General features: G+C 63.6%; 10 protein-coding genes. 5 read left to right on the forward strand and 5 right to left on the reverse strand.

Translation table 11 applies throughout. From position 1 onward, the window contains the following. Positions 1 to 3: 3 nt before the first annotated feature. On the reverse strand, positions 4 to 588 hold the full coding sequence (locus Q0844_RS06825) for a hypothetical protein (protein ID WP_299043273.1): 585 nt from the start codon (positions 586 to 588) through the stop codon (positions 4 to 6). Between the two features lie 544 nt (positions 589 to 1,132). Here Q0844_RS06825 and Q0844_RS06830 point away from each other — a divergent pair. Continuing rightward, complete coding sequence (locus Q0844_RS06830; RefSeq protein WP_299043275.1) at positions 1,133 to 2,695, forward strand: ABC transporter substrate-binding protein; 1,563 nt, start codon at positions 1,133 to 1,135, stop codon at positions 2,693 to 2,695. 42 nt (positions 2,696 to 2,737) lie between these two features. On the opposite strand, the gene Q0844_RS06835 is transcribed toward Q0844_RS06830, so the two are convergent. Further along, positions 2,738 to 4,624 carry an OmpA family protein gene (locus Q0844_RS06835; RefSeq protein WP_299043277.1) on the reverse strand — a complete coding sequence of 629 codons (1,887 nt, stop codon included), beginning with the start codon at positions 4,622 to 4,624 and terminating at the stop codon, positions 2,738 to 2,740. A gap of 126 nt (positions 4,625 to 4,750) precedes the next feature. On the opposite strand from Q0844_RS06835, the gene Q0844_RS06840 reads away from it, so the two are divergent. From Q0844_RS06840 to Q0844_RS06855, 4 genes are read left to right on the forward strand one after another with little or no spacing between them, the layout of a single operon-like run. Next, positions 4,751 to 5,731, forward strand: coding sequence for an ABC transporter permease (locus Q0844_RS06840; protein WP_299043279.1), 981 nt, complete (start codon positions 4,751 to 4,753; stop codon positions 5,729 to 5,731). A 1-nt stretch (position 5,732) separates the two neighbouring features. Next, entirely contained in the window at positions 5,733 to 6,680 is a 948-nt protein-coding gene (locus Q0844_RS06845) for an ABC transporter permease (protein WP_299043280.1), read from the forward strand. Between the two features lie 47 nt (positions 6,681 to 6,727). After that, entirely contained in the window at positions 6,728 to 7,039 is a 312-nt protein-coding gene (locus Q0844_RS06850; protein WP_299043282.1) for a hypothetical protein, read from the forward strand. Then, on the forward strand, positions 7,036 to 8,745 hold the full coding sequence (locus Q0844_RS06855; RefSeq protein ID WP_299043283.1) for an ABC transporter ATP-binding protein: 1,710 nt from the start codon (positions 7,036 to 7,038) through the stop codon (positions 8,743 to 8,745). The genes Q0844_RS06850 and Q0844_RS06855 overlap by 4 nt, the downstream gene beginning before the upstream one ends. 96 nt (positions 8,746 to 8,841) lie before the next feature. On the opposite strand, the gene Q0844_RS06860 is transcribed toward Q0844_RS06855, so the two are convergent. The 3 genes from Q0844_RS06860 to Q0844_RS06870 form a co-directional block, all read right to left on the reverse strand. Then, entirely contained in the window at positions 8,842 to 10,056 is a 1,215-nt protein-coding gene (locus Q0844_RS06860) for an MFS transporter (RefSeq protein ID WP_299043284.1), read from the reverse strand. Between the two features lie 131 nt (positions 10,057 to 10,187). After that, the gene (locus tag Q0844_RS06865; RefSeq protein ID WP_299043286.1) at positions 10,188 to 11,063 is read right to left on the reverse strand and encodes a cupin domain-containing protein; all 876 of its coding nucleotides are present in this window, start codon (positions 11,061 to 11,063) and stop codon (positions 10,188 to 10,190) included. A gap of 4 nt (positions 11,064 to 11,067) precedes the next feature. After that, positions 11,068 to 12,165, reverse strand: a complete 1,098-nt coding sequence (locus tag Q0844_RS06870; RefSeq protein ID WP_299043288.1) for a patatin-like phospholipase family protein — start codon at positions 12,163 to 12,165, stop codon at positions 11,068 to 11,070. Positions 12,166 to 12,167: the final 2 nt, after the last annotated feature.

Consider the following 12,167-nt stretch of genomic DNA (forward strand, 5'->3'; position numbering starts at 1 on the left):
ATGTCAAAAGCGGGCGACGACCGGCAACAGCGCCGTCGGCGTCTTGTCGGCGCTGCACATGTCGTTGTCGGCGGGGCGGACACCGAAATAGACACCCGTCGCATCCATGGCGAAAAGGTCATGATCCTCGCCACAGTCCGCAACGGGCCGCCACGCCGCGCAGCCGGTCTCCGATATGTCGGTCTCAAGATTGTAGGTCAGGCCACACTCCGCCATGCCCATCGCCGCCACGATCTCCGGATTGTCGATCAGCAGCGTCACATGCTTCCAGTCTTCATGGAAGACACCGTGAAACGCGCCCGCGACCGCTTCGGACGGCTGTCCGATCTCGAACGGGCCACCGGTGCGGAACTGGAAGGTGCGCATCGTCATGGCCGGATCCAGCGCGTGGGTAAAGATCAGGTGCCACTGGCCGTTGGCAAAGGTGAATTCGCGGGTGCCAAAGCCGCCATACCATGCCTCGGGTGCCGCACTGCGATAGGTGCCTGTGACGGCCTCCACATCCGCGCGCGGCAGGAAATCCTGCGCTGACACGGCGGTGCCGCACACAAGCGCGGCGGTGGCAAACAAGGTGGTCTTGAAGAACATGAGTCGTCTCCTCTGTCTGGACAAAGCCTTGGGCGGCTTCAAAAGGAAGACGGATGAGAAGGGGCGGATTTCTACACGTGCGCCAGAATTCTTTGACCAGTCTTGTCGCCGCAGGGATCGCGGCCAACGCGTGGCCAAATCGATGTCACGGCAACGCCGCGATGGCCGCCGCTTGGCGGGATATGACGGAACCTGCCCTTCAGCGCCCATGAATGCCCTGCCTTGCCAGACCGCAGGGGGGCGATCCCACCCCTGTTCACAGCACCGTAGGACAGGAACGCACATCTTGCCCCAGACGGACGTGTTTGCACCAGCCGGATCGGCGGCCCGGTCGAGCGGTCTGGCGACAGGAGCGATCCAAGCACCATCGGTCCAAGCGACACGGGCGGCGCGGCGTCGGCGCGACCGGGTGCAGGGGCGCGGAACTGGCGTCTGCCGGGGATTTGAACCGCACCTCGATGGAACAACCCCGCCCTTCCCTTTTGAACCCCGCTGGGGTCTAGTATCCGACAAAAGTCTGTCTCGCGCCCACGAAAGGATGCCCATGTTCCGCCACAGCCTCACCATTGCCCTTGCGCTCGCCGCTGCCCCTGCCCTCGCTGAAGAGTTCAGATGGGCCGAAACCACCGACCCGCAGACGATGGACCCGCATGCCGTCAATTCGGCCGCCGTACTGGGCTTTCTCAACAACGTCTACGAAGGGCTCGTGCGCCGCGACAAGGACATGAGCATTCAGCCCGCCCTTGCCACCGCATGGGAACCCATCGGTGACGGTGAAGGGTGGCGGTTCACCCTGCGCCAGGGCGTGACCTTCCACGACGGCGCCGCCTTCAACGCCGACGACGTGATCTTTTCCTACCAGCGCGCCAGCGATGAAGCGTCCGACACGCGCAGCTGGTTCGCGCCTGTGTCCGAGGTCATCAAGGTCGACGACTACACCGTTGACATCATGACCACGGCCCCCAACCCGATCTTTCCCGACAGCATCGCCAACTGGATGATGATGGACAGCGGCTGGGCCGAGGCCAACAACACCACCCTGCCCGACAAGGAAAGCGGCAACTACGCCACGCTCAACACCAACGGCACGGGCGCGTTCATGGTGACCGCACGCGAGCCGGGCCTGCGCACCGTGCTGGAACCCTATGGCGACTGGTGGGATACGGCGGAACACAACATCACCCGCGCCGAACTGACGCCCATCCAGAACCCGGCGACAGCGGTGGCCGCTCTCCTGTCCGGTGACGTCGACATGATCAACCCGGTGCCGATCCAGGACGCCCAGCGTCTCGCCGCGGCGGGCAACGTGCAGGTGATCCAGGGGATCGAAGCGCGCGTGATCATGCTTGGCTTCCCGCACGAAGCGGATGCGCTGAAATACTCGTCCGAAACCAGCAACGCCAACCCCTTTGCAGACGCCCGCGTCCGCCAAGCGGTGGCCCACGCGATCAACGTGCCCGCGATCCTGCAAACCATCATGCGCGGCAATGCAGAGGCCGCCAGCCAACTGGTCAGCCCCGCCATGCGCGGCTTTTCCGAAAGCCTCGCAAACCGCCCGGCCTATGACCCGGATCAAGCCAGGGCGCTGCTGGCCGAGGCCGGGTACGAAAACGGGTTCTCCTTCGGCCTCAAATGCCCCAACGACCGCTACCTGAATGACGAAGCCGTCTGTCAGGCGGTCACCGGCATGCTGGCACAGGTCGGCATCACCGCCACGCTGGACGCAATGCCGGTCCAGAACTACTGGCCCGAACTGCGCGCCGACAATTACGACATGTACCTTCTGGGCTGGTCCCCCGGCACGTTCGATGCCGAACACCCCATCCGCTTCCTCGCCGCGACACCCAACGAGGAAAAGAAGCTGGGCAGCTGGAACTTCGGCGGCTTCTCGAACGCGCGGGTGGATGAACTCCTGCCCCTGATCCAGTCCGAGATTGACGATACCAAGCGCCAGGCCATGCTGGATGAGACAACCAAGATCCTGCAGGACGAGGTGGCGTATGTGCCCATGTACGTCCAGCCGCTGGTCTGGGGGGCAAAGGCCAATGTCGACCTGACACAGCGCCCGGACAACTTCTTCATCCTGCGCTGGGTGACGGTGAACTAAAGGGAAAACGGGCGGGGATGTGACCCCGCCCGTCCATCTGACTTACTGACCGCGCAACAGCGGCGTGATCTTCCGCACCGCCACGCGCCGGTTCAGACGCTCTGCCGCGTTGGTGCGCACCTTTAGGTTCGACTCGCCATACCCCTGAACCACCAGGTTTTCCGGCGGAATTGCGAAATACTCGGTCAGCGCGAGCGCGGTCGACTCTGCCCGACGATCAGACAGGGCCAGGTTCATGGCCGCACCGCCCACGGCGTCCGTATGACCCTCGATCAGGAACACCGCACCCGGATCAACCGCAATCTCATCCGCAATCAGACTGCCGATCTCGGCCAAATCACGCGCTTCCTCGGGCGCAATCACAGCCGACCCACTGGCAAAGTTCACAGCCTCCACGTCGATCTCGGGCACAAGGTTCCGCACCGCCCGGATTTGCCGGATCTGTTGCAGCGCAAATGTGCGGTTCGTCGGGTTCTCAAGCGCCGCGAGCGCCGCGCGCAACTCGTCGTCGTCCCCGGCGCGTATCGCCGGTCGCACAGACACATCCGCGAGGGTCGCCACATCAACCGGCTGCACCTGCTGCGTGTCGTCAAACAGCATGATCTCCCGACCATCGGGCAAGATGCGTGTCCGCATCAGGGTCTGACCACTGGCCGAGCGGATGGTGACGACGCGCGATCCATCCTCGCGGTTCACGATGGTCCGGGTCGACCCATCGGCAAACTCCTCGGTCGATACGCGCACGCCGGGACGGCGCAGCAATTCGTCATCGTTCTTGAGCACGCGGTAGCGACCCTGCCCGTCCTGCACGACCACCCGATCGTCCGCAGCCACAACCACATCGTCATCCTGGTTCAAGATGGTCACGGCAGCCGCCACGCCCAACGCGCCCAGTGCGAATTTCTCGAACTTGGACAGGCCGTCATCGTCATCGGTGACGGCTTCGGCACTCGAAAACTCCTCGCTCGACGACCGTGTGCTGTCTTCGGTCACGGTTTCCACGTCCGCCTCGGTGCCGGCGTCATCCGAAACAGGGGCCGCAGCAGCCTCGGTCTCGACCTGCGTATTCGCCGCTTCGGTGGTCTCTACCGTGTCTTCCTGCACAACCTCCGGCTCGGCCTCTGCTTCTGCTGCCTCGGTGGTGGCCGCGTCAGTGTCCCCGGCGGTCGCGTCGGCACCCTCATCCGTAGGGGTCTCTTCTGCCGGGGTCTGCGCCACCTCATCGGCGGGCGCGTCCTCTGCCGGGCGCTCGGCAACGTCGTCGGTTGACGCATCCTCGCCCACCGTTCCGGCCACGGTCCCGGTCGCGCCGTCCTCGGCAGGCGTCTCGACAACCGCCTCCGGTGACGCATCCTCTGTCGGTGTCTCGACCACGTCCTGGGCCGGGGCGTCCTCAACCGGCGTTTCCGCAACGTTTCCGGTCTGCGCCTCCTCCGTGGGCGTCTCAGCCACCGCCTCGGCGGGCGCGTCCTCCGCAGCGGTCTCGGCGGTGTCCTCAGCGGGCACGTCTTGCACGGCGGTCGCGGCGGTGTCCTCAGCGGGCACGTCTTGCACAGCGGTCTCGGCGGCGTCCTCAGCGGGCGCGTCTTCTACACCCGTCTCGGCTGTGGCCTCGGCGGGAGCCTCCTCGGCACCCGTGTCCGCGACCTCGTCCGACGGAGCCTGCTCAGCAGGCGTTTCCGCACTCTCTCCGGTGGCAGCCGCCTCCGGCTCAACCGCCGCCTCGGCCCCGGCGTCAACTTCCGCCTCAACCTCGGCCTCGGATTCAACTTCCGCCTCAACCTCGGTCTCGGCGACGCAAGACGCCACACCCTCAGTCACAACCTGCGCTTCGCCTTCGGCACATGCCGCCGCGTCCTGCGCAAAAACCGGGGGGCTCCCAAGCGTAAGCGCGGTGATGGATACTGTCTGCATCAAACGGGAAAACATCTCAGACCTCCTCTGCTGTCCTGACGACCAACCCGTCAGCACCAGCCAAGGTTCCCGCCGCCATCTGCTTGACCCCACCCGACCGTGGCCCGATAAACGAACGATAGCCCCAACTCAGGACGCCCGATGCTCTCCTTCATCCTCCAACGCGTCGCGCAATCCGCCCTTGTCCTTCTGGTCGTCGGGCTTGTCGCCTTCGCCATGTTCCGCTTTGTCGGCGATCCCATCGACAACATGCTGGGCCAGGAACGCACGATCGAGGACGTGGAACGCCTGCGCGCGCAGCTTGGCCTCGACCAACCCTTCGTCGTGCAATACGTGCGCTACCTGCAAGAGGCGATACAGGGCAATTTCGGGGTCAGCTTCCGACAAGGCCGCCCCGTCGCCGACATCCTGCTGGAACGCGCGCCCGCCACGCTGGAACTGGCCGCCGTCAGCGGCTTCCTCGCGATCAGTGTCGGCATCGGCCTCGGGGTCTTTACCGCGATCCGACGAAACGGCTTTGCGGCCAACGCCATCATGACCGTGTCCCTGATCGGGGTGTCGCTGCCCACCTTCCTCATCGGGATCCTGCTGATATACCTGTTCTCGGTGGAACTAGGCTGGCTCCCCAGCTTCGGCAGGGGCGAAACGGTGCGCATCGGCAACTGGACCACCGGCTTTCTCACCACCAGCGGCCTACAGGCGCTGATCCTGCCCTCGATCACCCTCGGCCTTTACCAGATGACGCTGATCATGCGGCTGGTCAGGTCGGAGATGCTTGAGGTTCTGCGACAGGACTACATCCGCTTCGCCCGCGCCCGCGGGCTCAAGGAACGGGCCGTCAACTTCCGCCACGCCCTGAAAAACACGCTTGTGCCGGTGATCACGGTCACGGGCCTGCAACTGGGCAGCATCATCGCCTTCGCCATCATCACCGAAACGGTGTTCCAGTGGCCCGGCGTGGGTCTCTTGTTCATCAACGCCATCCAGTTCGTCGATATCCCCGTCATGGCCGCCTACCTCATGCTGATCTCGGTCATGTTCGTGGGCATCAACCTGATCGTCGACCTGCTCTATTTCGCCATCGACCCGCGCCTGCGCGTGGACCGGGCGGGGGGACATTAAGATGACTGACGCGACACAGCCCAAACCCAAGGCCCCCACCCGCCTGCACCGCTGGGCCGACAGCGATTTCATCTACCAGTTCAAACGCTCCCCCGTCGCGATCTTCAGCTTCACGGTGGCACTTCTGCTGGTGCTCAGCGCGATTTTTGCCCCCCTCATCGCGCCCTACAACCCGTTCGATCCCGCCTCGCTCAACCTCATGAACGGCTTTTCGCGCCCCATGACGCCCAACGCCTTCACCGGCGACAGCTTCTGGCTGGGCACAGATGATCAGGGCCGCGACGTGTTCTCCACCATCCTCTACGGCATGCGCATCTCGCTCTTCGTGGGCGTGGCGGCGGTCCTCTTTGCCCTGATCCTCGGCATCACACTCGGCCTGCTGGCAGGCTATGTCGGCGGCTGGACAGAAACGATCATCATGCGCATCGCCGACGTGCAATTGACGTTCCCCAGCATCCTCGTCGCCATGCTGATCTTCGGCATCGCCAAGGGTGTCACCCCGGTCGAGTACCGCGACCAGATGGCCATCTGGGTCCTGATCATCGCCATCGGCCTGTCGGACTGGGTCCAATTCGCCCGCGTCGTGCGCGGCGCGACCTTGGTGGAAAAGAGCAAGGAATATGTCCAGGCCGCCCGCCTGATCGGGCGCTCAGGCCCGGCCATCATGGTCAAACACATCCTGCCCAACGTCCTCTCGCCGGTCCTCGTGATCGCCACCATCTCGCTGGCCCTCGCCATCATCGCCGAAGCCACGCTCTCCTTCCTCGGCGTCGGCGCACCGCCCACACAACCGTCCCTCGGCACCCTCATCCGCATCGGCCAGGGCTTCCTGTTCTCGGGTGAATGGTGGATCCTCTTCTTCCCCGCCTGCACGCTTCTGATGCTCGCGCTCAGCGTCAATCTGCTGGGAGACTGGCTGCGCGACGCGCTGAACCCGAGGTTGCGGTGATGGTAGAGGACTCTTTGATAAATCTCCGAGAAACGATTTTCGTCAACATGGAGACTTTCGCTGACGGCTCATACGTCCAAACACTGGGAACCGACAACCTCACATTGATATGGGAAGACTGGACCGATTTCGATTGCGCATGGATGTCCGCGCCTGTGTTCACAGATCAAGAGGTTTCCGCATGCCTAGCTTACACCAAAGCACTGTCTGACTTCGATGAACTGGACATTGAAGATACCACCTATGTCCAAGGCCTCAGATCAATTCCTCAGTACAAAAGCGTCGAAGCGTTCGCCAAGATCGCTTTTGAAGTCATGAACAAACGTGGGCCAAGACCTGCCTTGGAAGGAACGCAGTGACCCACCTCCTCAACATCTCCGACCTCTCGGTCCACTACCCCACCCGCAAGGGCACCTTCGTTGCCGTCAACGGCGCCGACCTCACCGTCGCCCCCGGCGAAATCCACGGCCTCGTCGGCGAATCCGGCGCGGGCAAATCCACCATCGGCGCTGCCGTCATGGGCCTCATCGACCCACCCGGGCACATCGCCGACGGCACCGTCAGCTTCCGCGACGAACAGATCAGTGGCCGCGACGCCGCCGGTATGCGCGCGCTGCGCGGGGCCAAGATCTCCATGATCTTCCAGGACCCGCTCACCTCGCTCAACCCGCTCCTCACGGTCGAAGATCAGCTGACCGAAACGATTGAGGCACACCTCAAACTCGGCGACAAGGCCGCCAAGCAACGCGCCGTCGACCTGCTCGACCGCGTCGGCATCCCCGACCCCGCCGAACGGGTCAAACAATACCCGCACCAGTTCTCCGGCGGCATGCGCCAGCGCGTGGTGATCGCCCTCGCCCTCTGCTCGGAACCCGATGTCATCATCGCCGACGAACCGACCACCGCCCTCGACGTCTCCATCCAGGCGCAAATCCTCGACCTGATCAAGGAACTGGCCCGCGAACGGCAGGTGGGTGTGATCCTGATCACCCACGACATGGGCGTCATCGCCGACACCACCGACCGGGTGACAGTCATGTACCAGGGGTCAGTGGTTGAAACCGGAACCACAGCCCAGGTCATGGGCGCGCCGACGCACGACTACACCAAATCCCTCATCGCCGCCGTCCCCCGCGCCACGCTCAAGGTCCACCGCTTCCCGCAACTCTCCTATGGCGGTCGCGACACCCGCTTCGCCATCGAAGACCTCGCGCGCAACTGGCCCACGCCCCCGAAATCCAAGACGGGCACGCTGGTGCAGGTGGAGGGCATCACCAAAACCTTCGTCCAGCGCGGCTCGATCATCCCCGCCTGGCGCAAGATGTTCACCGCCGTGGATCGCGTCAGCTTCGACATCCGCGAAGGCGAGGTGTTCGGCCTCGTGGGCGAAAGCGGCTCCGGCAAATCCACCGTCGCCCGCATGATCGCCACGCTCTATGAAACAAATGGCGGCCACATCCATTTCGACGGCACCGACATCACACAGCTTGGCAGCCGCGAAGAACGCGACGCCTACCGCCGCCAGATCCAGATGATCTTCCAGGACCCGTTTTCCAGCCTCAACCCACGCATGCGCGTGGACGCCATCGTCGCCGAACCGGTCCTGCACCACAAACTCCTGAGCGGATCAGCCGTGCAAACCCGCGTCGATGAACTGCTGGACCGTGTCGGCCTCGGCGCAGACGCAGGGCGCAAGTACCCGCACGAATTCTCGGGCGGGCAACGCCAGCGCATCTCCATCGCCCGCGCGCTCGCCACCCAACCACGGTTCCTCATCTGCGATGAACCCACCTCCGCGCTCGACGTCTCGATCCAGGCGCAGGTCCTGAACATCCTCAAGGACCTGCAGGAACATCTCGGGCTTACCATGCTCTTCATCAGCCACGACCTGCCCGTGGTCCGGCAAATGTGCGACCGCGTGGGCGTGATGCGACAGGGGCAAATGGTCGAAGTCGCGGACACAGAACAGCTGTTCGCCGCACCACAGGCACCCTACACCCAGGAACTGCTCAGCCTCATGCCCAAACTCGAAGGGCTCTCCACCGAAGGGCTCGAAAACGCCTGACCCCTTCTTTCGGCCAAAAATATCCTCGGGGGAGCGCGAGGGGGCAGACAGCCCCCTCGTCCACCAAAATCGTGTCGCCGCAAGGCGGCCTCAGGATCACCGCCCCATCTTCAGGGACAAGGCCCAGGCCAGCAGGGTCAGCACCACAAGCACCAGAACGGACACCGCCCACCCCTGTGCCTCGAACACGCGCCCGATGACAAAGGCGCCGGTCATCCCACCCAGGTAGTAACTCGCCAGATACAGCCCGTTGGCCGCCGCATGATCATGCTGTACCGTGCGGCCCACATACCCGGTGGCTACGGACTGGGCAAAGAACAACCCCGCCCCCACCAACGCCAACCCGATCAGGAACAGCACCAGCACCGGGGTCAGCAGCAACAACAGACCCACCGCAGACAATGCGATGCCGATGTCAAAACTCACCCGCGCGCCCCACCGCATGACCGATGCCGCCGCCAAAGGGGTGGTCAGGATCGCAGGTGCAAACACGAAATACACTAAACCGATCATGGTCTGCGGCAGATCAAACGGCGCCTGCGCCAGAATGAAATTGGCATAGGTAAACGTGGCCACGAACACGAACAGCAGGATGAACCCGATGCCCACCATGGCCACGAGGCGCGGATTTCTCAAATGATCCAGCCACGCTTCGATGACAGAGGTGCCATCAGCCACGCCATGCCCATGGCTGTCCCGCGCCCCGATATATAGATAGGCAATCAACGCACCCGCCAGGTTCAGCGCCGCAAATCCGTAAAAGCTTTCGGCCAACCCGATATTGCCCGCAATCTCCGACGCCAAAAGCCGCCCGAACAGGTTCGACGCCACATTCCCGGTGATATAGGCCGCCATCGCCCCGCCCACGGCGGTCAGCGAACATTCCTCGCTCAGATAGGTCAGCGTCAGGGTGAACGCGGCGGACATGAACACGCCCTGTGCCACGCGCAACAGGGTAAAGGTGGTCAGGTCCGGTTGCTGCGCCAGCAGCATGGTCGGCACGCTCAAAAGGGCCAGACAGACCCAGATGCCCCGCTTGCGGTCGATGCGTCGGGCAAACACCGCCACCACCAGCGATGCCAGCGCCATCCCGATGGTCGACGCATTGACGGCAAAGCCCATCGCCGCAGGCGACACCCCATAGGTCTTGACCAGCGTGGGCAGCAACGCCTGGCTGCCAAAGAGGTCAATCAAGGTCAGAAACGCAATCAGCGCGATCATACCCGACCGGCGGATCACCATGCGGCGATCCTCCGGCGTCTTCTCGGCCAGTTCCGGGGCCAGCCCGGTCATTTGAGCCGTCACAGCCATCACACAATTCTCCAGCAGTGCATCATGGTTAAGAAGTGGTTAGCGCGCCCTGTAACTCATTGAAAATGAAAGAAACGGCATGTTTGTCCCCGCGGGGACAAACACAAGACCGGGCCACGGCGCGCACCTGGTCACCCGCCGTGATGGGCCTGCACGCCGACCTGTGGCACGCCTTCGGTCTCGGTGATGGGCTCAACCACGCCAAAAAACAGCTCGGCCGGGACATCGCCTGTGTTCTCCCAGTAGGCCTGCGCGCCGCCACCCAGATGCGCGCCTTCTTCGGCCACAAGGGTCACGGGTGCTGCCGCGTCCGAACGGTGCTCGGTCACGGCCCCCTGCCAGACCCAGACCTGCAACGGCTCGCCTGCGGCGACAAAGCTGGGCAGCACCCCGCCGGGTTCGATCACCGCACGGTAGGTCGACAGGGCCAGCCCGTCGCCCTGCGCGCCATCATAATGCGCCTCGATATCGACCAGGCCCAGTAGCTCCAGCACCGCGCCCGATTGCGCGGGCAGATCGAACGCCTGTTGGGTGGGCACATCCGACATGACCGTCGTATCCCCGCCCGCATTGAACACGTCAAAGGCAATCAGACGGACATCCTCGGGCCCTTCGTTCAGCCACCAGTGGGTGACATCGCCCTCCTCCAGGCTCAGGCCCCCGGCGCTGTGACGTATCCGGTCGCTGGCGTCGCTGCGATACTCGTAAATCTCGCCCGTGAGGGTGTAGACGATGGCGGGGCGGTCGACATGGCTGTGGATCGGCACGATGCCGGTGTCCGCCGAAATGGTCCACGACCGGGTGCGCAGGTTGTAGCCCGCGATCTGGTCCAGACCCTCATCCGCAAGCGGCGCGTTTGCAATCGCCACGTTCGAGATATTGTTGGCCCCCGAAGGCCCTTCAAGCCCGTTCAGGACACGCGTCTTCACGCTGTCCAGATCAAAGGCAAAAGCAGAGGTGCCGAGCGCCGCGATTGCGAGCCCGAGTGTTGCAGTGCGAAGTGTCATTGGATCAATCCTTTCTGGATTTCAACTCGACCATGTTGGCCCCGCCATGGGGCGCGCCAAAGTCGTCAAACATGTCCCGCAGATCCAGCGTGCTTTCTTTCTCGATCTTGTCGAAATTCGCTTTCAGCCAGCGATCGGCATGTTCACGCCCCAGATCGCGCAAATGGATCAGGAACGCCCATTCCGAGTTCAGTTTCGAGGACGCATCCAGTGCCAGCATGTCGTCGCACCCGTCGATCATGTGCATGTTCATGCGCCGGTATTCATTGTCCGACAGCGCGCCATCCTCGATCAGCCGGTGGATCAGGTCGATGGTGCGCAGATCGCGCAGCAGCGAGGCATTGAACGTGATCTCGTTCACCCGGTTCTGGATGTCGCGCGCGCGGCGCGGCGTGCCGGGACGTTTCAGCGGGTTGATCTGGACAATCACGATGTCCGACGACGGCGAATGATCGATGAACGGGAACAGCACCGGGTTGCCCATGAACCCGCCATCCCAATAGGGCGTGCCGTCGATCTCGACCGCCTTGAACATGGACGGCAAGCAGGCCGAGGCCATGACCACATCCAGGCTTACCTCGTGCCGGTGGAACACACGGGCGCGCCCCGTCTCGACGTTCGTGGCCGAGATATAGAGGCCCATGTCATCGCAATTGGCGACCTTGTCGAAATCGATGAAGTCCTCGACCACATCGCGCAGCGGGTTGAAGCCCCAGGGGTTCAGATCATAGGGCGAGGCCATGCGGCTGAGCATGTCGGACCACAGGTATCCCGGCGACGCATCCAGCGACCACGACCCCATCATCATGTCGAGCGGCGTGCGCTTGATCGGGCTGCCCTGGCCCGCGCGGCTGACCGCGCGCCAGAAATCTTCCAGCGCCTGGCGCGCGCCGTTTGCGCCGCCGTCATACATCCCCTGCGTCGCGACCACGGCGTTCATGGCCCCGGCAGAGGTGCCGGAGATGCCTTCGACCCACAGCCGGTCCTCTTCGAACATGCGGTCCAGCACACCCCAGGTGAAGGCCCCGTGCGACCCGCCGCCCTGCAGGGCGAGGTTGATGGATTTTTCGTGGCGTTTGGCGCGCCCGTTTGTATCGGCCATGT

The organism is uncultured Tateyamaria sp., assembly GCF_947503465.1.
Lineage (GTDB): Bacteria > Pseudomonadota > Alphaproteobacteria > Rhodobacterales > Rhodobacteraceae > Tateyamaria.

What these genes read in the sequence shown, in the direction of transcription:
- Q0844_RS06825 (WP_299043273.1), bottom strand. Translation starts at nt 588, where the DNA reads ATGTTCTTCAAGACCACCTTGTTTGCCACCGCCGCGCTTGTGTGCGGC.
- Q0844_RS06830 (WP_299043275.1), top strand. Translation starts at nt 1,133, where the DNA reads ATGTTCCGCCACAGCCTCACCATTGCCCTTGCGCTCGCCGCTGCCCCT.
- Q0844_RS06835 (WP_299043277.1), bottom strand. Translation starts at nt 4,624, where the DNA reads ATGTTTTCCCGTTTGATGCAGACAGTATCCATCACCGCGCTTACGCTT.
- Q0844_RS06840 (WP_299043279.1), top strand. Translation starts at nt 4,751, where the DNA reads ATGCTCTCCTTCATCCTCCAACGCGTCGCGCAATCCGCCCTTGTCCTT.
- Q0844_RS06845 (WP_299043280.1), top strand. Translation starts at nt 5,733, where the DNA reads ATGACTGACGCGACACAGCCCAAACCCAAGGCCCCCACCCGCCTGCAC.
- Q0844_RS06850 (WP_299043282.1), top strand. Translation starts at nt 6,728, where the DNA reads ATGGAGACTTTCGCTGACGGCTCATACGTCCAAACACTGGGAACCGAC.
- Q0844_RS06860 (WP_299043284.1), bottom strand. Translation starts at nt 10,056, where the DNA reads ATGGCTGTGACGGCTCAAATGACCGGGCTGGCCCCGGAACTGGCCGAG.
- Q0844_RS06865 (WP_299043286.1), bottom strand. Translation starts at nt 11,063, where the DNA reads ATGACACTTCGCACTGCAACACTCGGGCTCGCAATCGCGGCGCTCGGC.
- Q0844_RS06870 (WP_299043288.1), bottom strand. Translation starts at nt 12,165, where the DNA reads ATGGCCGATACAAACGGGCGCGCCAAACGCCACGAAAAATCCATCAAC.